This is a genomic window from Clostridium sp., assembly GCF_036660475.1.
Taxonomy (GTDB): Bacteria; Bacillota; Clostridia; order Clostridiales; family Clostridiaceae; genus Clostridium_J.
This window is the reverse complement of record NZ_JAVXAO010000001.1, coordinates 474,506-500,728: the sequence shown is the minus strand read 5'-3', so window position 1 is coordinate 500,728 and position 26,223 is coordinate 474,506. Positions and strand designations below refer to the sequence as shown.

At 30.5% G+C, this 26,223-nt stretch carries 24 protein-coding genes; 13 read left to right on the top strand and 11 right to left on the bottom strand.

What is annotated here, in order from left to right; genetic code table 11:
• Nucleotides 1-101 precede the first annotated feature (101 nt).
• The gene (locus tag RSA29_RS02105; protein ID WP_346941578.1) at nt 102-1,286 is read right to left on the bottom strand and encodes a hypothetical protein; all 1,185 of its coding nucleotides are present in this window, start codon (nt 1,284-1,286) and stop codon (nt 102-104) included.
• 293 nt (nt 1,287-1,579) lie between these two features.
• Nucleotides 1,580-2,533, bottom strand: a complete 954-nt coding sequence (mraY, locus tag RSA29_RS02100; protein WP_346941579.1) for a phospho-N-acetylmuramoyl-pentapeptide-transferase — start codon at nt 2,531-2,533, stop codon at nt 1,580-1,582.
• 372 nt (nt 2,534-2,905) lie between these two features.
• Between mraY and RSA29_RS02095 the strand changes: the two genes are divergently transcribed.
• Nucleotides 2,906-4,039 carry an amidase domain-containing protein gene (locus tag RSA29_RS02095; RefSeq protein WP_346941580.1) on the top strand — a complete coding sequence of 378 codons (1,134 nt, stop codon included), beginning with the start codon at nt 2,906-2,908 and terminating at the stop codon, nt 4,037-4,039.
• A 267-nt stretch (nt 4,040-4,306) separates the two neighbouring features.
• The gene (locus RSA29_RS02090; RefSeq protein ID WP_346941581.1) at nt 4,307-4,516 is read left to right on the top strand and encodes a hypothetical protein; all 210 of its coding nucleotides are present in this window, start codon (nt 4,307-4,309) and stop codon (nt 4,514-4,516) included.
• Nucleotides 4,517-4,638: 122 nt separating this feature from the next.
• Here the strand turns inward: RSA29_RS02090 and RSA29_RS02085 are convergent, their stop codons facing one another.
• The 5 genes from RSA29_RS02085 to RSA29_RS02065 form a co-directional block, all read right to left on the bottom strand.
• Complete coding sequence (locus RSA29_RS02085; RefSeq protein ID WP_346941582.1) at nt 4,639-5,667, bottom strand: LacI family DNA-binding transcriptional regulator; 1,029 nt, start codon at nt 5,665-5,667, stop codon at nt 4,639-4,641.
• A 30-nt stretch (nt 5,668-5,697) separates the two neighbouring features.
• Nucleotides 5,698-7,299 carry a sodium/solute symporter gene (locus RSA29_RS02080; RefSeq protein ID WP_346941583.1) on the bottom strand — a complete coding sequence of 534 codons (1,602 nt, stop codon included), beginning with the start codon at nt 7,297-7,299 and terminating at the stop codon, nt 5,698-5,700.
• Between the two features lie 71 nt (nt 7,300-7,370).
• Nucleotides 7,371-8,642, bottom strand: a complete 1,272-nt coding sequence (locus tag RSA29_RS02075) for an MFS transporter (RefSeq protein ID WP_346941584.1) — start codon at nt 8,640-8,642, stop codon at nt 7,371-7,373.
• Nucleotides 8,643-8,667: 25 nt separating this feature from the next.
• Nucleotides 8,668-9,837 (bottom strand): ester cyclase, encoded by a 1,170-nt coding sequence (locus RSA29_RS02070; RefSeq protein ID WP_346941954.1) that lies wholly within the window; start codon nt 9,835-9,837, stop codon nt 8,668-8,670.
• Nucleotides 9,838-9,875: 38 nt separating this feature from the next.
• Nucleotides 9,876-10,883 (bottom strand): hypothetical protein, encoded by a 1,008-nt coding sequence (locus RSA29_RS02065; RefSeq protein WP_346941585.1) that lies wholly within the window; start codon nt 10,881-10,883, stop codon nt 9,876-9,878.
• Nucleotides 10,884-11,732: 849 nt separating this feature from the next.
• Here RSA29_RS02065 and trpB point away from each other — a divergent pair.
• The 4 genes from trpB (at nt 11,733) to RSA29_RS02045 (ending at nt 15,117) form a co-directional block, all read left to right on the top strand.
• Entirely contained in the window at nt 11,733-12,917 is a 1,185-nt protein-coding gene (trpB, locus tag RSA29_RS02060) for a tryptophan synthase subunit beta (RefSeq protein WP_346941586.1), read from the top strand.
• Nucleotides 12,914-13,684: a tryptophan synthase subunit alpha gene (gene trpA / locus RSA29_RS02055; RefSeq protein ID WP_346941587.1), complete on the top strand. Its 771-nt coding sequence runs from the start codon at nt 12,914-12,916 to the stop codon at nt 13,682-13,684. The genes trpB and trpA overlap by 4 nt, the downstream gene beginning before the upstream one ends.
• Before the next feature lie 219 nt (nt 13,685-13,903).
• Nucleotides 13,904-14,518 carry a helix-turn-helix transcriptional regulator gene (locus RSA29_RS02050; protein ID WP_346941588.1) on the top strand — a complete coding sequence of 205 codons (615 nt, stop codon included), beginning with the start codon at nt 13,904-13,906 and terminating at the stop codon, nt 14,516-14,518.
• 260 nt (nt 14,519-14,778) lie between these two features.
• A complete protein-coding gene (locus RSA29_RS02045; RefSeq protein ID WP_346941589.1) occupies nt 14,779-15,117 on the top strand; it encodes a DUF4362 domain-containing protein in 339 nt (112 codons plus the stop codon).
• A gap of 35 nt (nt 15,118-15,152) precedes the next feature.
• Here the strand turns inward: RSA29_RS02045 and RSA29_RS02040 are convergent, their stop codons facing one another.
• Nucleotides 15,153-15,686: a matrixin family metalloprotease gene (locus RSA29_RS02040; protein ID WP_346941590.1), complete on the bottom strand. Its 534-nt coding sequence runs from the start codon at nt 15,684-15,686 to the stop codon at nt 15,153-15,155.
• 550 nt (nt 15,687-16,236) lie between these two features.
• Between RSA29_RS02040 and RSA29_RS02035 the strand changes: the two genes are divergently transcribed.
• Nucleotides 16,237-16,404: a hypothetical protein gene (locus RSA29_RS02035; protein ID WP_346941591.1), complete on the top strand. Its 168-nt coding sequence runs from the start codon at nt 16,237-16,239 to the stop codon at nt 16,402-16,404.
• A gap of 220 nt (nt 16,405-16,624) precedes the next feature.
• Here the strand turns inward: RSA29_RS02035 and RSA29_RS02030 are convergent, their stop codons facing one another.
• The 3 genes from RSA29_RS02030 to RSA29_RS02020 form a co-directional block, all read right to left on the bottom strand.
• The gene (locus RSA29_RS02030; RefSeq protein ID WP_346941592.1) at nt 16,625-17,392 is read right to left on the bottom strand and encodes a Nif3-like dinuclear metal center hexameric protein; all 768 of its coding nucleotides are present in this window, start codon (nt 17,390-17,392) and stop codon (nt 16,625-16,627) included.
• Between the two features lie 240 nt (nt 17,393-17,632).
• Nucleotides 17,633-19,183, bottom strand: coding sequence for a S41 family peptidase (locus tag RSA29_RS02025; protein WP_346941593.1), 1,551 nt, complete (start codon nt 19,181-19,183; stop codon nt 17,633-17,635).
• Nucleotides 19,184-19,295: 112 nt separating this feature from the next.
• The gene (locus RSA29_RS02020) at nt 19,296-19,436 is read right to left on the bottom strand and encodes a hypothetical protein (protein WP_346941594.1); all 141 of its coding nucleotides are present in this window, start codon (nt 19,434-19,436) and stop codon (nt 19,296-19,298) included.
• Between the two features lie 931 nt (nt 19,437-20,367).
• Here RSA29_RS02020 and RSA29_RS02015 point away from each other — a divergent pair.
• From RSA29_RS02015 to RSA29_RS01990, 6 genes are all read left to right on the top strand, one after another.
• Nucleotides 20,368-20,898 carry a DUF402 domain-containing protein gene (locus tag RSA29_RS02015; protein ID WP_346941595.1) on the top strand — a complete coding sequence of 177 codons (531 nt, stop codon included), beginning with the start codon at nt 20,368-20,370 and terminating at the stop codon, nt 20,896-20,898.
• Between the two features lie 443 nt (nt 20,899-21,341).
• Entirely contained in the window at nt 21,342-21,920 is a 579-nt protein-coding gene (locus RSA29_RS02010) for a DJ-1/PfpI family protein (protein ID WP_346941596.1), read from the top strand.
• Between the two features lie 371 nt (nt 21,921-22,291).
• Nucleotides 22,292-23,131 (top strand): class I SAM-dependent methyltransferase, encoded by an 840-nt coding sequence (locus RSA29_RS02005; RefSeq protein WP_346941597.1) that lies wholly within the window; start codon nt 22,292-22,294, stop codon nt 23,129-23,131.
• A gap of 274 nt (nt 23,132-23,405) precedes the next feature.
• The gene (locus tag RSA29_RS02000) at nt 23,406-24,176 is read left to right on the top strand and encodes a methyltransferase domain-containing protein (protein WP_346941598.1); all 771 of its coding nucleotides are present in this window, start codon (nt 23,406-23,408) and stop codon (nt 24,174-24,176) included.
• Between the two features lie 104 nt (nt 24,177-24,280).
• Complete coding sequence (locus RSA29_RS01995; protein WP_346941599.1) at nt 24,281-24,910, top strand: NUDIX hydrolase; 630 nt, start codon at nt 24,281-24,283, stop codon at nt 24,908-24,910.
• 127 nt (nt 24,911-25,037) lie between these two features.
• Nucleotides 25,038-26,189: a sensor histidine kinase gene (locus tag RSA29_RS01990; RefSeq protein WP_346941600.1), complete on the top strand. Its 1,152-nt coding sequence runs from the start codon at nt 25,038-25,040 to the stop codon at nt 26,187-26,189.
• The last annotated feature ends 34 nt before the right edge of the window (nt 26,190-26,223 follow it).

The following is a 26,223-nucleotide window of genomic DNA, read 5'->3' as shown; positions in this document are numbered from 1 at the left end:
TAATTATTAATTAAAAGTGTCAGTCTCTTTCTTTTGAAGGTTTTATACCTAAGTTTTTTAATGAATTAAAGCCTAAATAAAATTATAAATATTCTCATGAGCTAAACTGCCGCAATCCTATCTTTTGGCATACCATCAACTGGTACTGAAAAATGCATATGATTAAATTTCCACTTTTCATCTTTTTTTATTAACAGACCAACAAACTTCAAAGGAATAATCTCATCTTCATCTGAAGTTTCTACACCACATAGTCTTGCATTTATGTTCCATAAAAATTCTGAAAGCAACGCTTTAGAGGATTTCTTTTCTGGTATTAAGCTATTATGAAGAAAATCACATAAACCTTCATATGTACTCTGCTCATTAGATGAGAATCTTACAAATGCCTTAGAATAAACCACAGCAACATTATTATAAGTTCGAATAAATGCATTTTCTCTATTTACATTAAAATCTCCCCAATAGCCCCAATCCCCTTGAAGTAGTTCCCTGCATTGATCAAATCCATGAAATTTTTCAGAATCACATGTTCCAAATATAAATAAATTTTCATCTTTATTAAATAATTCTTCGCTATACTTATCAACTAAATTTACATCGCGCTTACAATATGCTTCTTGTAACCTTTCCATTACCTCTTGAATTTCTAGGATATCGTAATTACTCTTTTTTTCTATAGGAATAACACTAAATTCTTGATTAATACTTTTATTAGTAAATGCAATGTCAGAATCAAATTCACAAAATGAAATGCTCATATGCTTGATCATCCAGTTTTTACCTTTATTAATCATTAACATAGTTATCCTGAAAGGCCAATTATAATTTTCTCCTAAAGTTGTTTCAAGAAATAATCTAGAAATATCTCTAGAAGCTTTTAGCACCTCTTCTTTTGATATATTAATCTCTTTAAATCCTTTTGATAATTTCTCTATCTCATGACTATAAATTTTTTCTTCATCAATATTTCCTTTACTTTTACCACAAATGGCTATAGTAGCTACGCCACCCTCAACATTGATTATAGAATTATCTATATCTAATTCTATATTTTTTAGGTACTTATACTCATCTTCCCTGTAAGCATTAATTCCATTACTTATTTGAGGTAGTCCAAAATACCAACTACTAGAACCTGGCCCTATAAAGCTTGTATCTTCTTCATCAATAAAGAACTCACTAATAAAATTGTCTAAATTACATGAATCGTTTTTTATATACTGATGTTGAAATTTTGCTAAAACTTCTTTTATGTTTTGGATTGTTTTATTATCATCTTTCATGTTATTCTCCTCTATATTGTTCTATTTTAATGTACAATATAATACAAATAAAAAAGTTTATTTACTCTTTTAATTATGTTTTCTATAGAACACTATACTATCTTCTACTTGCCCACTGTCTTATTTAAACTAATATTTAAACTAATATTTAAATGAATTCATCTTTTCTTGTGTTTATCAGTCTTATTCACTTAGCTCTTTCTTAAGTTCTCTTGGGGTGTAAAAGTCTCAAATCAATTAATGCCAGGCTGTTGAGATCATTGAGAAATGACATTGGGGCTTAAGATTGCTAATCAATAAGTTATTGATAGAAATCCTATTAAGCAAAGTATTACTGTAGCTATTGAAAATATAGCAACTATTTTACTTTCATGCCAACCACTAAGCTCAAAATGATGATGAAGTGGTGACATCTTAAAAACTCTCTTTCCAAAAACTTTAAAAGAAAATACTTGAATTATAACAGATAGAGTTTCCATTACATATACCCCACCAACTATGATTAATAAAAGTTCTAGTTTTAATACCATTGCTACAGCTGCAACGGCTCCTCCAAGAGCCAGAGCCCCAGTATCACCCATGATAATTTGGGCAGGGTAGGCATTAAATCTTAAGAAACCAAGCAAACTTCCTGATAATAAGGCACAGAAAATGGATAAAGTATAATATCCCATTCCAAAGCTTACTAGTGCAAAAAATGTCATTACGAGTAAAGTTATTGAACTTGAAAGTCCATCTAGTCCATCAGTTAAGTTTACGGCGTTAGTAACAGATATAAAATAAATTAGTAAAAATGGAATAAAGAATATTTTTAAATCAAATGTGAATTTCGCAAAAGGTATCATTATATCTGTACCAATTTTATTAATTGCATAATATCCTAAAAAGCATGAAACAACCAAAAGTAATATCATTTTTTGGTAGCTCTTCAATCCTTCATTTTTCTTTTTAATTATCATTAAGATATCATCTAGAAATCCAATTGCTCCAAATGCAAGTAGTGAATATAAAGCAATCATTGCCTCATCATTTGGATTTTTAACAAAAATAAACATCGTTAGACACGTAGTCAGAATAAATATTATTCCACCCATTGTTGGTGTCCCTTGTTTTTTTTGATGGCTCTTTGGCCCTTCTTCCCTTATATTTTGTCCAAATTTAAGCTTGTGAAGAATTGATATTAATAATGGTGAAACTAATAATGTTACTAAAAATGCAATTAAGACAGAATACACAACTCTATTCATAGTTATTACCTCCCAAATGTTGTCTTTTGTGTTCTAATGATTTGAAATTCATTAACTTAGACGATTTTACTAAACCAACATTGTTTTTAGAAATATTTTATTTTGTCATCTTATTTTACCAATATGACACAACTTTCAAGAATATTATAACATTAGATACTATTTTTACAAATATATAACATAGTATAATAAGTAGGTTTTTAGAAAACTTATTCATTTTCACCATCATCCTTATTTCTGTTATGTAACACATCTATAATTCTTCTTATCTAAATAGACCGCTAGTATGTTTTAATTTTAGTTGATATACCATATTTTATTTGCATATATAATATATTTATATTGATGATTTTAATAAAAGGAGTGGTCTAATTGAAAAAAATCTCAGCTTTAATATTATCTTTCTTACCAAAGATACGTTTTGCAGATGAAGAAAAAAGTTCAATAATACTAGAAAATCATATTGAAGCCCCAGAATTTCAAGTGTTAAGTAATGATGTGGAACTTTTGCTGAAAAATTACTTAGATTGGCATTACAAAAATTTGAAAAATAACAACAGTGATTATATTGATAATTTGCATATACTTATAACTAATAAGGATTTGATTGAGTTTAAAAAGGCAAAATTGAATTGGTCATATAATTGGCAAAACAAACTGAATGAAGAAGTGCTAAGTTACTCAATATATTTGGATTTAAATGATTTTAAAAATCAGGGTAATTATATTTTAATGAATGTTACCTATGGAGAAGACTTAGTCACAAAGTCAAATCCTGAGGTAGTTCAACAAATAAGGAATCAAAATCATAAATTAGTAATTAAAAATGAAAATGGTATTTTAACTATTGTAAATGATTATTATAGTGATGAACTTTTAAATGAGAATTTTGATATAAGTGAAGATGAGTTTTTTAGCAGTCTTGAAGATAACATTTCAAACTCTAGATTGAAAGGGGCTACATTATATCTAAAAAACAAATTAAATTCTATTGATACACACTACAAGCAGTATAAGGGTAATTTAGATGCATCAAAACGTGCGAGTGAATCCTTAAGTCCAAAGAGATATTCAAAATATAATGGTGATGCTGCTGCAAATTATGCTGTTCAATATGCCCTTAGTTACAATTCTAACTACACAAATTGGACGAATGAAGGTGGAGATTGCACCAATTTTGTTTCTCAATGTTTATTAGCCGGTGGTATTCATACTGACGCTGCATGGTATAAAGATAGTAACAAATGGCTCCGTGTTGTTGAATTACATGATTGGTTAACCAGGCGGAAAGACTATGCACGTTCTTTAACTTGGCAAGAAAATGCTACAGCTGGAGATATCGTTCAACTTTATACCAGCGAAAAGGGATGGTATCATAGTCTTATTATTTCTTGTAACCGTAATAATAGTGGTGAATTATTTATATCATCACACTCCGGCGACTGGAGAAATAGAGCTCTCTCAAATTATACACAAACAAAAAGGTTTTTAATTTTAACATCTTAGCATACTCATTCACTTCGCTTCTTCATGAGTTCTCTTGGGGTGTGAAATTTGGAAATTAACGAATAATTTTTACCTTGGGAGGATTGCGAAAGGACCTTGGGGCTTGAGATTACTATTTGTTTAATTATATCCATTATATTGAAATTATGGTATGATTGTGACTGAAGTGAACTGTAATTTAATATGAACATATAACAAAAACATAATAATTATTATTAAGCAAACTCAACCTGAATATAAGAATCATTTGATGTAAGGAGAATAATTATGATTAATAAGAGTATAACATCATATTTAAAATTAAAGTGGTTTGAGCAATATGTAATAATTGCTATGGTTGCAATTATTACAATGTATATTAGTAGCTTTTTGAAAAATTTAGAAAAACCGTGGAGAATATTTATAGTATGGATGATTATAAATTCAACACTTATATTGTTAACAAACGCATATACACTTATTAAAAATAGAAAATGAATATACAACCAAATATAAAAAAGGAGCTATATTAATAGCTCCCCTTAGTATTAGACTAGGATGTATGGTGTTTCTGTAGTGTCTATAACAACGGCTTCTAACTTAGAAACTAAGTTTCATTTTTATATTTTTCCTACGGAACCTCTTTCAACAATGTATGGATCTAGTACCTCAACCATTTGCTTATTATTTTCACTAGATAGAAGGTCCTGAAGCATAACAATGGTTTTATCTATTAATGCTTCAATTGGTTGATTAACTGTTGTTAAATCATAGGCTTTCCAATTTGACATAACAATGTTGTCATATCCCATAACAGATAAGTCTTTTGGTATTTCTAAATTAAATTCATGTCTTGCAACATCTATAACTCCCATAGCAATTAGGTCTGATGTACAGAATATTGCTGTAGGTCTGTCTTTTATTGATAAAAGCCTTTTTCCAGCTTCATACCCTGACTCATAAGAGTAATCTGCTATGTCCTCTTTAATTAAATGAATGTTATACTTCCTAAGTTTTGAGGTGAATCCTATTTTTTTCTCTACTTCTTCTCCAGTATCTTTGAGGTACTTTATATATCCAATATTTCTGTGACCTTTTTCATATAAATGATTGGCAGCAATTGCACCACCCTCTATGGGATCTACATATACTGTGCTCATATCCATACCTAATATAAAACGGTTGAACAATATAACTGGAATATCCGTTTCAACTTCAACATTAGACATATCTTTGGACATTGCAGGTGCTGTAATTATTATAGCTTCTACTTGAAATTGAATTACTCTTAAAATGATATCATTAATATGACCTCTTTCAGAAACTTTAAATACTAAGCATTGTTTACCAAGTTCTTGCACTTTCTCGATAAACTTATTGACAATATTATTATAAAAAGGTCCTATTCCATCGCCAACAACTAATCCTATCATATTAGTTTTTCCTGAAATCATTCCTCTTGCAACCAAGTTAGGCATATAACCAATTTGATTGGCAGCCTCCATTATTTTTTTCATTGCTTCTAGTTTCACACCTTTACCATCTACACTATTAAATGCTCTAGATACAGTAGATTGTGAAACTCCTGCAAGTTTTGCAACATCTCTAGATGTTACGGATTTATTATATTGAATTTTATTTTGTCCCATGTAGTACCCCTATTTATAAAATATATTTTATTAGCTATATTGAATTACAAACAAGATTACATATTGAAAAATGAAAAATGATAATGCAATTATCTCATGCTTACCAAAAGCAAATGGTAAAGTTGAAACCCCATTTTCTGTTGTTTTCCCATCTTTCATTATTTCTTGACGCATTCCCATAGCCGTATATCTCTTAACCTTCTCTAAATCCTGTTTTGATTTAATTATAATACTTAGTAAGTACCCTGAAATAATTGTAATTACCGATCCAATAGCAGGATTCCATAACCAGCTTGTATTAAATATTTTAGCTATTATATATCCTCCAACTAAACCAATAATAAAGCCACTAGCAACACCATTATCGTGAGATTTATAAGTAAACATTGCTAATATAAATGCTCCAGTAGCAGGTCCCGCAAAGTATGAAATATAGTTTCCTACCACATCTAGAATTGATTTTGCAGTGCCACCAAAACCTAATATTACAAATGCAATAATAAGTAATCCAATGAAAACTGTTATTATCATTGATAATTTCAAAGAAGTTTCTTTATCATCCTTCTTAAAATAGTATTCATATATATCCTTAGTAAATACAGTAGTCATACTATTTAATAAGGAGTCAATGCTAGACATTGCAGCTGCAAATACTCCAGCAATAATTAATCCTATTATACCAATTGGTAATTCATTTATTATAAATGTTATCATTATTTCATTTGAAGTGTCAAATACTCTGCCTCCATAAAAAACAAATAATATTACTCCTATAAATAGCATTAGATAATAAACCATATTCATAATTATTGAACTAACTACTAATGAGTTTTTTGCTTCTTTTAAGGATTTGGATGTTAAAATTCTTTGAACTTGAGCTTGGTCAAAACAAAAATATCTTATCCACATGATAGAACCACCAATCAAAGTAGCCCAAAATGTGTTAGTTAAAGTTATGTTTGTACTGAAATCTAAGGTGTTCAATTTTCCACTAGCCTTAATCATTCCTAAAGTATCAAAGATGTTAGCATCTATTCCATTTAATGCTGTTACAATTACTAAAATAACTCCACCAATTACTACAACCATCTGAATGGTATCGGTCCATATAACAGCCTTTATTCCACCCATCAAAGTATACAATATAGATATTATAACAATAATAGGGACAACTGTATACAATGACCACCCAGTTAAAGTTTGAATTATTAAAGCTGGAATAAATACCATAGAGCTTACTTGTATTAATGAATTGATGAAAAACTGAATGATAGCTAAATTTCTAGATTTGGTGCCTAATCTAACTTCCATATATTCATATACTGAAGTTACCTTGAGCTTATAAATAACTGGTGTTGTAATCCAAAGCGAAATAAATATTGCAAAAGGAACTGCTATGTTAACCATAACAGGATACATTCCGTCATTATATGCCCATCCTGGGCCTCCAATAAATCCATTTGCACTAATCATTGTTGCTGCAACAGATAGACCAACAGGTATCCATGGCATTGAACGACTGCCTAAAAAATAATCTTCCTGACTTTTATTGTTTCTTCCAGATAAATAACCAATTACAAGCATTATAGATAAATAAGTACAAATCACAAATATATCTACTACAGAAATCATATATTTCCTCCTTATTATAAAATAGATATATAGCTTAACTGAAAGCTATATATCTATTAATTATCAAATAATTATTTCTTTACTAATGTTTCAGGTAATACTAACCACACAATGGTTCCAGTAATGAATACTGCTATAGAAATATAGAATATAGTTAACATTCCTGATGAGCCTAATGCAGTTCCTGCAATTGCTGGTATTGCAAAGGTAGAGATAATTCGTCCACCATTAAATGATATACCAGAAGAAAGTGAACGATATTTGCTTGGGAATAACTCTGTGTAATAAGCTCCCCATGCTCCTGAATATCCTACTGCAAATCCAATAAGAAGTGAAGTTATATAGAACGCTGTAACGTTATCTCCACTTAACTTTGTATAAGCAAAAACACAAACGGCACTTAAAGCCATACCTATTGCAGGTATCTTTCTTCCAAACTTATCGGCAATAGAACCCCAAACTAGATATCCAAAGAGTTGTCCAATTCCTTGAAGGCTGTATATTGATCCTGCAACTGCTGCTGTTAAGCCTACACCTGTAACTAGATAAGTAGTTGCATTATTTGAGAATGCTGAATAAGCTGTAAAATTAGCTCCCGATAAAAGTATAACACCTATTCCAATCCAAAGATATTTACCCTTATACATACTTAGGTAGTTGATTTTCTCTCCAGATTCTTTACCTTTTTTAACTAATTCCTTAGTATATTCTGCATCATTAGGAACAAAGAAGAACGTCATAATAGCTCCAAGGATTGGAGGTATTATTGCAGTATACATTAAAATCTTCCAATTAGCATCTCCAAGTGATCCGTATAATTTTCCACCAAATATCATAGCTAATGAGAAGAGGGCTGTTAAAGTAGCTGCAAGTTTTCCTCTATATTTTGTAGGGAACATATCAGCTACAAGTGGCATTGCTGTTCCAAAAACTCCACCTAAAACAAAACCTGTACAGAAACGAGCTACTTTCCAAAGTATAACGTTTGTTGGTGATAACATTGGTATGAATGTGGTTGCTGATATTAGTACAGCAACGGTCATAAGAGTATTCTTCTTTCCAATCTTAGAGGATAAATACCCAAAGATAAAGGTTCCAGGAATTGTACCAAAAGACATGACTGCGAAAATCTCTTCAGTTTGCTTTAAAGTAAATCCAAATCCACCTTGTGTTACTTCATAAATCATAGTTGGCTTAACAAAGGTTCCAACCATGAAGTTGTAACAATAAAAGAAGTAAATTATTGCTATTGAGAAATAAGCAATTCCTCTTTGAAGATTGGTATAGTCTTTTCCTAAAATGATGTCATTTTCAACATTTGATTTTGTTACATTATTAATCATTTTAAATCCACCTACTTATTTTTATTTATTCTTCGATTCCCATGTACATTTGCTTTAATACATCCATGCCATCAAAAGTCATCCACTCTTCTTTAATTTTCCCATTTATTACATGGTAGTGATTGATTCCCATGACATCAATATGTTTACCAGAAGGTTGTCCAAAATATCCGATTCCTTCATTAAGTCCACGTAATCTCCATCTCATTGCAACATCGTAGCCATCACAATTTAAACTCTTATTACATGTAACTCTTTCAACTTCATAGCTTCCATTTGGAACTGATGCTAATAGGCTAATTAACATTCCTTGGATTTCATCATAACCGTTTAAATCCTTATCACAAACAAAGTGTACAACTGCATTATTGTGATAGTATTTTTTTACTTCATTTATTAATTTATAGTTATAAACTCTACTAGCCATCTCTAGCATAATTTCACCAACAGAATCATCTTTAGCCTTATAAAGAATTGGCATGTACTGACCTTCCATTGACTCACATAAACCATAGGTGGATTGTAGGGCTGGTTTCCTAGTAGCACTAGCTTTAGCCATGTTCTTAGCAATTTCATGTGGATCAAATCCAAGCTGAGTTACTATCCATAGGTTATCTCTAACAAGCCATTCCTCATGGATTCTATTTCTAGTAGTTGCACAATCAATAACTGTTCTAAAGTTAATTTTACGGCCAGTGGCAGGCCCGAAGCTACTATCTCCTAAATTAGTTGCTGTAGATAGCACCCTGTGTGAAGATAAGAATCCTTCTTGTCCATAACCAGACCAAATAACATTTTGTCCAATTAATCTTCTATCTGGGAAAGCGTGTAGAGTTTGCAATGTATTTGCTACGACATCCTTTATTCCAACTAAGTTAGAAGAACCACAATGCATGGTAACATTATTGTGATAAGTATCATAAATAATTCCGATTCCTTTTTCTTCCCAAATGTTATGGGTAATTTTCACAATGTAGTCTACAAAGTCTCTATATTGTGAATCAAATCCAGGCATATCTTGTTCTCTCTTTGTTTCTTTAGAAAAATCATTATAATCAAGATATCCTACTGGTGTAACCTCACTAGAATTTCCATAGAATACATTTGTACTCCCTTTATCATCTGTTGATTTAACTTCAATTTTTTCTTTTCCATGTTTAACCTCATTATTTTTTACTGCATCATCAATATTCACCAAAATTAACTCCCCTTTATTAATAATTTTTATTAAATCTATTTATTAAGAATACTTTCTGTACGCTTTAAAATGTCTAAGCCTTGCTGCTTTAACCAATAAGGTATATCTATCAGCACCCAGTTTTCTGAAAGTTTATCTCCTTCTCTGCAGTAAACATCAACAACCTGCATATCTGCCTTAATATCTCCACCAGGTAACCCTAGGAATCCACCACATGGTATATTGGTTAAATTAGGCCATCCAAAGAAGCAAGCGAAATTACCTTCAGCAAATCTGCATAGGTGCCCATTAAAGGTTTTACCATTCAAATTATTTCTAAATGGAAGCTGATGTTGCTCTTGATACCTTGGTATTGTATAAGATGCACCTATTCCACCAGGACCATACCAAATCATATCTTCCTTCCATGATTTTTCAAGGATTTCTGGCGGACACCCCATTGAACCACTTGAGTTTAATTTAGATAAATCATCAACCATTTTGTTAACTAGGTTTAATGTTTTTACGCTATCATCTTCTTGTGCATCATCAAATAATAATCCTTCATGGTTCCTTGGACCTGGATAAACAAAATAAGTGCCTGTTTCTGGAGGTAATGGATATGTTCCCGTTTGAATCATAAATCCAATGATATCTATAAACATACCTGTTTTAGTGATTTTTCCATTTTCTACACAACTAAACTCAGCATATCTTAAGCTTGTCATCTTTCTAGTATGTCTTATTCCTAGCCAATCCTCATCAAATAGTCCCATTAGATGTCCCATACTCATAACCCATTGATTTCCATCAATCTCATTAGTTCCTGCAATAAAGATATCTTGACGTCTTTGAATATGCTTCAAGGATTTTTTTAAAGGTGTCCAAAAATTTTCAGATACATCTTTTATAGAGTGTTGCTCTCTAAATGGATAAACTCCTTTCCAATTGTAATCTTCACTCATGTAGTTACTTAAAACATTTTCGACCTCTTCAGGCGCTGCTTTCTCCAAAGCCTCAAAATACTCTCTGACCACTTGTTTTGCGTTCTGATATTTACTCAATTTAAAGCCCCCTATGCATTATTACTGTTATTTTGTGAATACGTACTTTATTTAACCTGTTATATTAGATAAAAATGCGATAATTACAGGTTGTTATGCATACGTATTCATCTGTTATATTAATAATAACAGATGAATTTGTAATTGTACATAATTTTGTGAAAATTTAATTTATTATGTTTTTGTACAAATTTATTTGAACTTATTCCAGGAAGTAAGTTAATAAGAGTTGTCGCAAAGGGTCATATTGAAAAAAATTAGGGAAAGCTACTTTAAATTTTGGAACAAAAAAGGTACATAAGAATTAAGAGTATAAAGGAATTCACCTAAGAAAGGTGCAAATAGAGCTATAAAACACCATTGAACTTGAAAAATGAAAACAAATTAGTTTTTTATGCATTGACACTTAAATATTAATGGAATATAATGTATATAAATGAATATTAAACCGTTGATACGGAGATAAAAATAGGATAAGAGCATACAGAGAGCTTGGGATGATGAGAATCAAGCAGCCACTGCTTATTAAATGGACCGTTGAGGGCACAGTTAAAGATTGTATTTTTACAGTTGAGTATTCTGTGACGTTATGACTTACGTAAGTAGTCGGAAATATGTTAGTATTTCGCAGAGTGTATGGCAATGCCATAAATCAAGGTGGTACCACGGGTTTATTAACTCGTCCTTGACAGATTATACTGTCGAGGGCGAGTTTTTTGTTTTCTCGACAAAAAAAGGAGAGGAAAGTATGAATTATTCTTGAATCATTTGAGAAAGTCCAATGTATATAATCTTCATATAAACAATTTTAAGATAACACACTTTAGGGTATTGAAAGGAGTAGTAAAAATGATAAAAGGAAGATTTGGAACCCATGGAGGTCAGTATATTCCAGAGATTTTGATGAACTCAATAATAGAACTTGAAAATGCATATAATTACTATAAAGATAACTCTGAATTTAAGGAGGAACTTAGCTACCTACTTAATGAGTACGCCGGCCGTCCCTCTAAACTTTACTATGCTAAGAACATCACAGAGGATCTTGGCGGGGCAAAAATTTATCTTAAACGTGAGGATTTAAACCATACTGGTGCACATAAGATTAACAATGTTCTTGGGCAAGTTCTTCTAGCAAAAAAAATGGGAAAGACTCGTGTCATAGCTGAGACAGGCGCAGGACAACACGGGGTTGCTACAGCAACAGCTGCAACTCTTATGGGGATGAAGTGTACTATCTTCATGGGAGAGGAGGACACCAAACGACAGGCACTGAATGTTTACAAAATGGGTCTTCTTGGGGCAGAGGTAGTTCCAGTGACTAGTGGAACGGCAACACTAAAGGATGCAGTTTCTGAAGCCATGAGCCATTGGACAAGTAGAATTTCAGATACCCATTATGTAATAGGTTCTGTGGTTGGGCCTCATCCATTTCCAACTATTGTACGAGATTTTCAGGCTGTTATTTCAAAAGAAATTAAGGAGCAATCCTTGTCTAAGGAAGGAAAACTCCCAGATGTAGTCATTGCATGTGTGGGAGGTGGCTCAAATGCCATTGGAGCATTTTACAATTTTATTGAGGATGAAACGGTGAGATTAATTGGCTGTGAAGCTGCAGGCAGGGGCGTTGAAAGTTTTGACACCGCAGCAACTATTACGGTTGGCAGTCTTGGAATATTTCAAGGTATGAAAAGTTACTTTTGTCAAGATAAGTGGGGACAAATTGCACCTGTTTATTCAATTTCCCCAGGTCTTGATTATCCAGGAATAGGTCCTGAACATGCATATTTACATGATATAGGTCGATGTGAATATGTAGCTGTTACAGATAAGGAAGCGGTGGAGGCCTTTGAATATCTTTCACGGATGGAAGGGATTATTCCAGCAATTGAAAGTGCTCATGCCCTAGCCCATGCAAGGAAACTAGCTCCAAATATGGATAAGGATAAGATAATTGTGGTTAATATTTCAGGGCGGGGTGACAAGGATTGCGCATCCATAGCACGTTATAGAGGGGAGGATATTAAAGAATGAGAATATCAGATGCATTTAAGAGAGGGAAGGCCTTTATAGGGTTTATTACATGTGGGGATCCAGATCTTGAAACAACGGAAAAACTAATTGAAACCATGGAGAAAGGTGGCGTTGACCTTATTGAACTTGGAATACCCTTTTCAGACCCAGCGGGAGAGGGTCCAGTGATTCAAGGGGCAAATCTTCGAGGACTTGACGCTGGAATCACCACAGATAAAATTTTTCAAATGGTAGGTAGGGTTAGAAAAACTGTAAAAATACCTATGGTATTCATGACTTATGGAAATGTGGTATTTTCCTATGGAATAGAAAGGTTCATAAAGACCTGCGCAGAAATAGGTATACAGGGCTTAATACTACCGGATGTTCCCTTTGAGGAAAAGGAGGAATTCTCCAATATGTGCGATAAGTATGATGTGGATTTTATATCCCTTATTGTGCCTACCTCTGGGAATAGGATATCAAGGATAGCTAAAAAAGGAGGTGGATTTATTTACTGCGTGTCACCCATGGGAGCAGCTGGAATACGCAGCAGTATTGGGGCAGATGTAGACTCCATGGTTGCCCTTGTAAGAGCTGAAACAAAGGTCCCTGTGGCTTTAGACTTCGGTGTATCAACTCCAGAACAGGCAGGATATATGGCAAAAAAAGCAGATGGCATCATAGTAAGTTCCGCAATAGTGAAAATTATTGAACAACATGGTAAAGAAGCAATACCAAAGGTTTATGAATACGTAAAATCAGTGAGAGATGCACTAGATTTGTAGCAAATTCATCCACATTGAATATATAAAACCATTTATTAAATAAAAGTAAAAACCAGAAGGGTATAAGGTGTAGTTATCGAATTATACTTTATAATCTTAGAATTGAAATGCTATTAGCCCTAGTATTGCAACTGTCAGTTGCGATATTTCAAGGTCTGTTTTGTAGAATGCAACCAAGAAAAATATTAAACTAAGATTAGAAAATAGGAGGTGGTCTTTATGGTGTTTGGTGAAAAATTACAATCGTTAAGAAAATTAAAAGGTATGTCACAAGAAAAACTTGCGGCACAACTTGCCGTATCAAGGCAAGCTATTTCAAAATGGGAACTTGGTGAATCAAATCCTGATTTGGAAAATATTATACAAATAAGCAATTTTTTTGAGGTAACAACAGATTATTTATTGAAAGATGAACAAGAGATTGGTATATGCAAAAGTGTAGAAAAGCGGAATGGAAATGATATCACTTCACAAATTTTATTAATATCTTCTGTAGCATTTTTAGCAATCGGTTTATTTTGTGCATTTGGTGGTTGGTATGCTGATCAATCAGCTGAAGCTATTTGGGGCGGGATGATTATACAAGTTGTTGGTATTGTAGGCTACTTCATTGGAAAAATATACTCTCAATCAAAAATACCATTTGTAATAAACTTTGCTAATTTAGCAATTGGATTATTCATGCCAATTTCAGTGGTGATTTCATTGTTATATGGGGTGATAATTACACCTTACCCTACAAGTAGTACTACAATTCCAATATTCATTCTTGCATATACAATTACTATAATTGTTATTTATATTATACTGAAAAAGCAAATAAAAAAATCATAATGATACTAACAATAGAAAGTAGAACAAATTCTAATTTAACTAGGAGATTAAATGAGCTATCTTAGGATAGAACGTCCAAAAGCCCAGAAATATGCTTAATGATATTTCTGGGTTTATTTGTGTAATTTCATTGTAATTTTAGTAGGTTATATATGTTGTTTACTAGCAACAAACAGGCAGCATATAAAAATATGAATTCTTTATATAACTAAATTTGCATATACTAAAATGAATATTATATATAGGGAGATGTAGTTAATATGATTCATTTTACCCCATTTGATAACATAAAAGATGCAGATGTAATCATTCCTTATAATGAAATAAACAACAAATTGCCTCTTTGTAATTTTATGGATAACATTTTGCTCAAAATTCCATCTGACTTGAAGGTTTTAACTTATACAATTGAAGGAGACCCTATTTTTAACCACATAATATATGACGGCGAAAATATAAAGTATATATATAATGATTTAGTTTTGTACAAAGAATATATTGGAAATAGAATTGTGCGATCAGTTATATATGATGTAATATACTATAATTTATATAACAACAATATACTAATAAAAACAATGTTTGGTTATAGAAATTAAAAAGAAAGCTGGCTTTAATAAAGCCAGCTTTCTTTTTAATATATTCGTCCTAATTCTCTTTTATCATAGTCTGTAGGAAAAACTATTGGAGGAATATCAGCAACATTTGCAACCATTATGCTGTAATCACCACTAGTTGTATGGTTTAGTCCTAATAAGTGACATATTTCATGTACTGCTACAGTAGTTTGCATCTCAGCACCTTGATTGTTAAACTTATTTAAGTTTATTTTTACTTTCCCACCTGTATACACATCACTACTTGAATTGGGATAAAGAAATGTTTGTCCCATAGGCATACCCATATATGGTACTGGCTCAACAATTACGTTTGCTTCATTTTGAAAAAAAACCTGTCTTATTCTAATATTCGCATTAACTTCACTAAGTAATGAATTCCATTTTAGAATGGCGGTCCCCATTGGTCCTGTTACCGTTGAATCTGATGGTACATATATTTTTATATCGCTTGTCCACTTTCCACCTATAATATCAGCTTTATCTTTAATAACTCTTTTCTCTAATTCTGTAAGTCTTATTTGTAAAACTTCGCTTTTAGTATTTTTCATATTCTCACCTCTGTAATTACATTTGATATACTCTTATTTTGCTGGAAAATAATATAATTACAATAATTAATACTATTTTTCAGTAGTTAAATTTATATTTAAATAAGACAACCACCGATAGTTGTTGTTTTATATGTTTAACTATTATTGTTTAAAGTGTTTAGGACATACCTTTAACCATTGATATGACTGGATTTAAAATTTTAAATAATACTTGTATATACTTATTCATTTATCTGTAGTGTAGGCATTAACATGGTCTTATAATATAGATGATGTATCCTTTCAATTTAATTTGCATAGGTAAAATCATCATGGAAATTACTAAATCTATATGCGGTAATATATGTAATTACGCTGTGATTTTGGTAGCGAGCTCAAGTTGCTATGATTATAAGGTGTGATTTAGCTGGATTAACATGTTGTTTGAAGTATTGTTCTAAAAATGGAATTGAAGAAATATATAATTGATGGGGAATAGTATTATATTGCAAGCTATAAATAGGTATTGTCGTTCAGATTATTTATATTATGACAAGGAGTGTATAGAATGGAAAAAATAATTTGGGTTAAAAGTTGGGCTGGTATGAAGCCGAATGATGGGTTAGATGAAGTAAATGCTTACTTAGAACAAGGATGGAAAGTAAAATTAATTTCAGCTTGTGCAATGGGAGACTCTGTTAGTTCAGGGCAAGCATATATAGTTTTAGAAGAGTGAAAAAATAAATATTGGTTTAAAGTTACTTAGAATAAAAAGATAAATTAGGTGCAATTTAAATATAAAGTGTTGAAGAAATATATTAAAGCATAAAATAAAAGAGGGCAATTGTATGAAGGCCCTTTAAATAATTTTGTGTAGACTAAATAAAATCAATTGCCTTAATTTTATATTTTATACTTTAATATAGAAAAGATCTTTTCACAATTTATATACCTAATTAAATTTCTCTTATATTCGCTTCATAATGCTCTTCCTTAAGTTCTATTATTTCAAGCTCTTTTTTATTATCATTCAATTTCAATGCTAAGCTTTGAATTCCAAAGAATTCTGTGAAAGTATGACTACCAATGATAAGATTTATTCCTTTAAACCTAGCATATTGAATCGTATATAAATTACATTCACCTGTAATATATACATCACATTTATTTTCAATTGCTTCATTAAGACAACTTGTTGTCCCTCCGTTACCACAGACTAAGCCTACTCGCTTCACATTCTTGTTATTAAATCGCCAAAATTTAACTGGTTCTTCAAGTAGATTTTCAATGTTTTTTACCAATTCATCAAATTCAATTTCTTCATCATATTCTGCGGTTCTACCAAAATATAATCCTTCCCATTCATGGGTTCTTTCCATGTTTTCTAAATTCAATTTTTTTAATAAACTATCATTTGTTCCAAAGTTACAGTCATCAAGTGGCAAGTGATTATAGTAGTGACTTATACCATACTCGGCTAGTTTTTCTATGCATGCCTCTTTTAATCCATATATTTCATCCCAAGCATCGTGGTGTGTCACCATCATATCAACCCCATGAATTCTTGCTTCCTCTATAGTTTCAAGGGTTAGGTTAACACAGTATCCTAATTTTTTAACATCTTTATTTGCATGGTATGTAACCCCAGACTCACGAGAATAGATTTCTTTATTTGTTACATTAAAAAGATTATTAATCCCTTCAACAACATGTGAAACATCCATATACTTACCTCCTAAATTTCATAATGTTCTTGTTATTACCTTGGTTGTAGTTAATTTATTTGTATTACATCGAAACGCATTTTAAGGAATCACTTTTAATTTTTAAGTGAATCTTGAATGAAATTTCCAAATGTATCTACGTCATCATTATTAATAAGCGTTTTGGGATTGGTATTGATTAATTTAAAATGTAATCTTTCAGTTTGCAATACATTACCTCCATATTCATATGAAATTTTACTACTTAGGTAAAGTATTATTCTTAATAATATCAATACATTTATTAAACACAGTATCATACTTGCTGCATTCTATATCTGTAATATTTAATTCTAAAGCTTTTAGATAATCATTTATATTTTGCTCCACGTAATAATCAGGAGATGTGTGAACCTCCTCATTGATGTTTCCTTCTAAATCAATGCCCATAGAAGAAGGTATTAGTATGCACATCTTACTATTAGGTAATGTATTTATAACAGGGGCAGATCCAATTCCATCGCCTCCAGTTGTTTCTCCAATTAATTTGCCCAAGTTATATTGTTTAATTATATTAGAAAATTGTTCTGAGGATGAATATACTACTTTATCAGTTAATATATAAACATTCCCAGCAAATGCATTTTTATCAAATGGTAGTGTTCTCAAGTATTTTACTGTTTTAAAACCATTAAGCGGTATATTTTTAAGTGTAGTTGGTATTTCTGTTAATGTTGAATAGGGTAAATCTTTAATCAGTTCATTCATAAAGTTACTATTTCTATAACAATAGTAATTGTCTACAGTATCATCTTTAGAATTAAGATTTTTTATAATAGTATTAATCATTAAATCTGATCCACCACCATTACCACGTATATCAATTATTAAATTTTTATAACCGGTTACACTCTTAAAAAAAATATCAACTTCATCCATATGGATTTTATTATCAGACATAGAATTAACCTTAAGATAGGCTATATTATCTTCTTCTATAATTTTAGAAGTTATAACTTCTAAAATTATAGAAGAATTTCCTTTAGTTAATTTAGAAAGTTTATCTTTATCATATTTACTAAAGTGCACTTGAGCATTTTTAATATCTCCATTTATTATACTTACATTAAGTAGTCTATTTTCATCAACACCAAATTCTAAAAATAGTGTATCTGTATAGAATGTTTTTCTACTAAAATCGTATTTTAATGTGTATTTATCCATATTACTCTTTAAATATTCTTCAACAGGAATATTATTTACTTCAGATATGATATTTCCAATTTGTATATTACTATTTAGTGAAGAGCTAACCACATAATTACCGTCTATATATTGGCACTTTATATCTGGAAAGCGGAATAAATCTAAATATATTTTATCCCAATATTCGGCCTGACTAGTAGCTTCTACATCAATTATCCCATTAAACTTACCATATTGATCTGATGAATTTTTATATAGATTAATATGAGAACTCTCCGCTACTATGCTATGACTATTCTGAAGTAATTTCATAGTTTCATACACATTTACGTAAAATTCTTTATCGTTTTTAGCTTTTGATATTTTATTTATAAGTTCCTGTTTATGATTTAGAAAATCATATCCTGTAGTTCTTTTTTTTAGATCGAAGTAAGGATAATTTTCTTCTAAAAAGGTTAATAAATATTCAGCATCTTGCTTTTTTTCTTTGTAGCTTAACTGTCCTTTTGGTGAAGCATAAATGTTATTTTTTATTAAACCAAAAATAAGAAAACTTATTAGGGTAATTGCAACTATAGATATTGAAATTAATATTTTTTTCTTCATTATTCTCATTCCTTTTCTTAATAATTAAAAGGCTACTTTATATTAAAGTGCCTTTTAAATGTTATATAGATTTGCATTTTAAGTTATTGGTGAATCCTTATTAAGAAAAATATCACCATAGCATTGTTATGGTGCCAATCAAGTCAGCAATTATACTTAAGAAAGACTCTTTCTTGCTTTTATTAATTTCATCTTTTAGCTCTTGTCTCTTTATATTTTTACCTGTGATTTGAGAAAAAAACTCTTTATTCATAATCACACCTCTTTAAATTGATTAGTATTAGTATGAATTACTTTCAGTAGGTAAGCGTGATGCCGTATAACATTTTTCTGGATTAACATTTTATCAACAAACAGCCTCCTCAATTCGCTAACCGTTATCCTTATTTTAACATAAAATACTTAAAAATACTATAACTGTGTGTGCAATCACTAGAGATGCAAGTTAAGGAGCAACCTTATTGATTATCAACAGCTACACCTTAAACGAATTATAAGCATTAACAAACTCATCTTATTTATCAGGTAGATTTGCATTAAGAGAAGTGTAAATATCAATATGAAAATGCAGAAAAGTTGTAACATGGAAATGTATAAATATTTGATAGTGTGTTGTAATAAAATGCAAGGTGCTTTTTTATTAGGAATCTTTCATTAGATACATAATATTTTTAGATATATTAAAAGGTGAAAATTAAAGATTAATAAAGTAAATATAAAAATTAGGAATGTATAAGAATAAGTACGATGCTTTTATAAAGAAATATTATCATAAATTATAGGAATTACAATGTTTTTATGTTTTTATGTTTTTATGTTCTTGGAGGGTTCAAAGCTTAGGGGTAACTGGGTTTGAGGCTCTTAGAGAAAATGCGAATTTCAGCAAAGATTTCAACTAAAAATTTAAGAGAATTATTTTCGTTATGTTTAAAATCAGATATTGAGAAGAACTTCAACAATGAAATAAAACATAACCTTATTTTTATTTTTAAATAGGTGTAAAAATTTAATTGGAAATTACACAAATGGAACTCTATACTTATAGAATATAGGTGGTTAAGGAAATTGAGATAAGGTTTCAATTTTATGAAAGATATTGGATAAATATGTAATGAAATTTATTTTGTATCAAACATCAATACTATATGCAACACAATTACTTTATAGTGAAAGGGATAAATATTATGAAAAGGAAGTTCATAAACGGAATGAATTGGGATTTTTTAAATTCATATTCATGCAAATATATCCATATAGATGATATATTTAGTGGGTATATTTCACTGATTAAGATTAATAAAGTAAATCAAAAAATTACTATTGATTACGAGGAGTCGGAATTATGTTTGCTCGATGATGGCTATAAATGTTTAATGTTTTTACCTGATAATGAAAAGTGGTGTGTTAGTGCTATTTATAATACTTTAGGTGAAATAATTGAATGGTATTTTGATATGACAAAAGAAAATTCAATTGATAATCAGGGGAATCCATTTTATGATGACTTATATTTAGATATTGTGGTTTCACCAAATTTTAAAATAGTTATCCTTGATGAAGATGAGTTGAAAGAGGCTCTTGAATCAAAAATAATAACAAAGGCTGATTATGATATGGCTTATGATACGTGCAATAAAATAATTAAAGAGGTAATTCCAAATAAGGATTTTTTAATATCTTTCTTTGACAAGTACTTAATAAGGTTGGAACACTAAAGATAACTCAGCTAAATTAGCTTTGTATAAAAAGGAATTAAATCTAAGGAATGCTATCAATTACGAAAAACATATGATATTCAAACATGCAGAGAAATCCTAGCTTTTTCAGAAGGGAAAAAACTTGAAAAAATGAGTTCCACATTGTCATGAGAAAACTAACTAAAGTTTTGAGTTGTCATAATTATAGGTAATACTTGTACGGATAACTACATTTTCTGGTTTTTCAACAATAAGCCAATCATTCATGTTGTTATGATGGTCAAAGTCAAGAGGTGGAATTTTACTTATATCCTACTAAACACATACATTTTTTATGACAACGATCTTGCTGCTTTTTAGATAAATTTAAATTTTATTGATTATGGGTAAGTACAATTATTGTTTACATAGATATTTATATATATAATAAGGTTAAATAATTAATTAGGGGGGGATGTACTATGAAGACTTTATTATTTTTAGCTAAAGGTGTTGAAACTATGGAGTTAAGTGTATTTGTTGATGTATTAGGTTGGGCTAAAAATGATTATGGATATGATACAGAGGTTGTAACCTGTGGATTTAATAAGCAGGTTATCAGTACATTTAATATTCCTATTGGAGTGGATAAACTAATAGATGAGATAAATGTTGATGAATACGATGCACTTGCTATTCCAGGGGGATTTGAGGAGTTTGGGTTCTATGAAGAGGCCTATGATGAAAACTTTTTAGAATTAATAAGACAGTTTGATGCTAAAAATAAGATAATTGCGACTATATGCGTAGGAGCATTACCCGTTGGTAAAAGTGGTGTTTTGGAGCAGAGAAAAGCTACTACATATCATCTTAAAGGTGGATACAGACAAAAGGAATTAAAGACTTTTGATGTTGATGTAATAAATGAACCTATAGTAATTGATAGAAATATTATTACATCCTATTGTCCCGAAACAGCTTCAAGTGTTGCATTCAAATTATTAGAGATGTTAACGTCTAAAGAAAAGATGGAAGTGGTTAAAGGAGCTATGGGTTTTTAATAGTTACTTATGTTTTTATGTTCTTGGAGGGTTTAAAGCTTAGGGGTAAGTGGGTTTGAAGCTCTTAGAGAAAATGCGGATTTCAGCAAAAATTTCAACTTAAAAATTAAGAAAATTATTTTGGTTATGTTTAAAATCAGATGTTGAGGGAAACTTCAACAATGAAATAAAACATAACCTTATTTTTTTCTAAAGCAAGACAAAATTTGGAGATTGAATATCTTTCTTTGACAAGTACTTGATAAGTTGGGAACATTAAAGATAAATAATATAAATAAAAATTGAATAAAAAAGAAATTAAAGGAATTAAAGGGAATAAAGTAGAATAACTTTCAAGTAAATATTTCAAGAAAAAAAGGAGATGGATATTAATGTATAATCCAAATGAAATTAGTGATTTTTATGACAGCTATGGTGTGAAAGAATGGCAAAGACTAGATTTATCAGCTTATGATAGGGTTAATTATTATCTACATATGCATTTTCTTGAAAAGTATATAGGCAAGGGAAAGAAAGTCCTAGATGCTGGTTGTGGTGCAGGTAGATTTAGTATAGAAATTGCTAAATCTGAGAGTAGAGTTACATTGTTTGATATATCTAAGGAACAACTAAGTATTGCAGAGAGCAAATTAAATGAAGAAAATTTATCAGCTTATATAGATGGAATTATAAATGGGGATTTAGCAGATTTATCAATGTTTGAGGACAATAGTTTTGATACGGTTATTTGCTATGGAGCACCTTTGAATTATCTTTTAGAGAATACTGAAAAGGCAATAAGGGAACTGGTTAGAGTTACTAAAACTGGTGGGCAACTTCTGATAAGCGTGAATAGTAAATGGGGTGTAATAAGGTGTCAACTAGGTAGAGACGATTTTGATTATGTATCATTCTTTGGAAGACCAGATTATTGGTATATTCCACAGGTTATTCAAACTGGAGATTTACCAAAACACGAAATGGTGACTCATCCTGCAAGGCATTTATTTGATGCAGAAGAATTAGAAGCTATATTACAAAAATGTGGAGTAGGGGATATTACATTAGGTGGAAGTCCTTGTGTATCTAGTGGATTTAGGAAAGCAGTTAATGATATAGAGAAAGATAAGGTAGCATGGAATACGTTATTAAAGCTAGAACTAGATGGATATTGCAAAAGAACTTTAGTTGATAATGGTGAATTTTTATTAGCTAGAGGAATTAAGCTATAGAAGTTTTAGTAATGGTATATAGGTAAATATGAGTGAGTTTAGGATCATGAAGGATGAACTATACCATAAGTAAGTGAGGTTTATAGCCTTAACCATTGATATAACTTGATTAAGGGTATTTTTATAAGTGAAAATACCGTATCATAAGTAATAAGAAAAAATAATTTTGGTATATAATATTTACAAAAAAATATTATAGTTAATAGCAGATGAGGTAGTATTAAGATACCTTTTAAATATGATATAAACAGAAATTTGTTGAGGTGTAAAGTAGATGGATTTGAGATTAAAGTTTAATGAAGATGAATATAACTATGATAAATATAGACCGACTTATCCAGAAGAGCTGTTTTTAGATGTTATTAATTATTCTAATATATCTAGTGATTCTAAAGCTTTAGAAATTGGTATTGGTACAGGTCAGGCAACCTTACCAATTTTAAAAACAGGTTGCAATGTAACTGCAATAGAATTGGGAGATAATCTTACACGATATGTTAAAGATAAATTTAGCAATTATAAGAATTTGAATGTTATTAATGCTGACTTTATAGAATATCCAATTAAAGCGGAGAGTTTTAATTTAGTGTATTGTGCAACAGCGTTTCATTGGCTTCCATTAGAAGAAAGATATAAAAAGATAAATAATGTTTTAAATGATAATGGAACTGTAGCTTTATTTTGGAATCATCCATTTCCAAATAGACAGAATGATATAAGTAATATTGTGAATAGAAGAATATATGATAAATATCGACCTTTTGATAAAGAAATAATTGAGTTTAGTCAAAATGATTGTCAGAAATATATTAATGAGTTAGAAAGATTTGGATTTAAGGATATTATTTCTAAATTATATCATCGTAAGAGAACTCTCACATCTAATGAATATATTTCATTGTTGAATACATATTCAGACCACAGAGCACTACTGAAGGACGTAAAGGATAATTTTGAAAGAGATATGAAAATTGCGATTGATGAAGTTGGTGGCAAAATAAATATATATGATACAATTGATTTATATTTAGCAAGAAAAGGATAAATTGTAATTTATCTATTAATTAAAAAGTTTTAAGTAGAAAATTATATATGTTTATTTTTTATAAAAATTTAATATGATATAAATAAGAAATGATAGGAGAGATTATGAATAATATATTTTTGAAAGAGCCTTGGTTAAAATGGGCTATTGAAATACAAAGTATTGCACAATGTGGATTAACCTATGCAAAAGATGCGTATGACATTGAGCGTTATGAACAATTAAGAAACATATCAGCAGAAATGCTAAGTTATAAAGCCGACATTCCAGTTGATAAGATAAAGAGGCTTTTTTGTAACGAGGAAGGTTATCAAACACCTAAATTAGATACAAGGGCTGCAATTTTTAAGGACGGAAAAATATTGCTTGTTCATGAGACGAGTGGAGAATGGTCTTTACCAGGAGGATGGGTTGATGTATTAGAGTCAATAGAGTCAAATACGATAAAAGAAGTAAGAGAAGAATCAGGACTTGAAGTTACTGCTAAGAGAATTATTGCAATTCAAGATAGAAATAAACATAATGTTCCACTATATGCTTATGGAATATGTAAAGTATTCGTGCTTTGTGATATTATAGGTGGAACTTTTATCGAAAATATAGAAACAACAGAAATTGGCTATTTTTCGCTTAATAATTTACCTGTTCTTGCAGAAGAAAAAACTAATAGAGAACAAATTGAACTATGCTTTAAGGCTGAAAAAGATGAACAATGGATAGTTCAATTTGATTAAAATATAATATAAATAAGAAATGCAGATAATTGAAAAGAAATAATGTAGATCACAATTTAAGATAATACTAATGAGATACAAAGGATACATTTATTAAGGAAATAGATAAAGCGAAGTGGAGAAGTTTATGAGAAAGAGTAAGGAACTTTTATTTATTAGGTACATATCATTGTTTATATTAGCTTTTCAGTTGATGGTTATTTCTGAAAACAGGGGGATTATAACCCTGGTTTTTATTTTGCTCTTTATTATTAATAATCAATTGAGGATATTTTATTTTGAAAAGCAATGGCAGAGGATTCTTTCTATTTTAATGGAGATTGCAATTATTCCTTTGGCTCAAATGAATTTTGGAGGCAGCATTATTTTTTACTTGATAGGAGTGTCCATTGATACATTTACTTTGGGCAATAGTTTTATGAAGTATTTTTATGAAGTGATTATTTTAGTGTTCAGTTTTTTACCTATCCTTAGTGAGACTAAGGAGGAAAGCTTTGTTTATTTTTCTTTAATGGGGATTTTATTTATTTTATTAAGTTATATATCAAGGCTACATAATACTAAGAAGCAAGCACAGAACCTTTACGATAAGCTTAGGATTTCAGAGGGAAAACTTATTGAAGTAAACAAAGAGCTAGAAGGATATTTACAATCCATTGAAGAGATTACTCTTTTAAAGGAGAGAAATAGAATTTCAAGGGATATTCATGATAGTGTTGGTCATGCATTATCAACGGCTATGATTCAGTTATCAGCAATGGAGGCAGTGGCAGATAAGGAAGGCAGTGCGTTAAAGCCAATGGCCGGAAACCTTAGGGCATTTATGAACAAAAGCTTCCAGGAGGTTAAGGTGGCAGTAAGGGAGTTAAAGCCAGATGAATATGATAATTATCAAGGTCTTTTAAGACTTCAAGAAACCTGCAAGACATTTGAAAAACTTTCGGGGGTAAGGGTTAAAACCATTGTTTCTAAGGGTGAATGGAATTTGAGCTCTAAACAAATCAGTCATTTATACAAGATAAACCAAGAGGTTTTATCAAATTCCTTAAGGCATGGGAAGGCTAAAGAGGTTAAGGTTATAATGAATTTCACTGAGGATGAGTTTGTCATGTCATTTAATGACAATGGTGTTGGAACTGATAAAATTGAAGAAAGTGGTCTTGGACTTAAAAGTATTAGGGAAAGAGCTGAGGAGCTTGGAGCTGTTTTAGATATGAAATCTGGAGTAGGTAAAGGCTTTTTCATTAAACTCATAGTTCCTAGAGAGACAGAAGCATAGTGAGGTAGATAAGTAGCTTGGATAACTGAGAGTT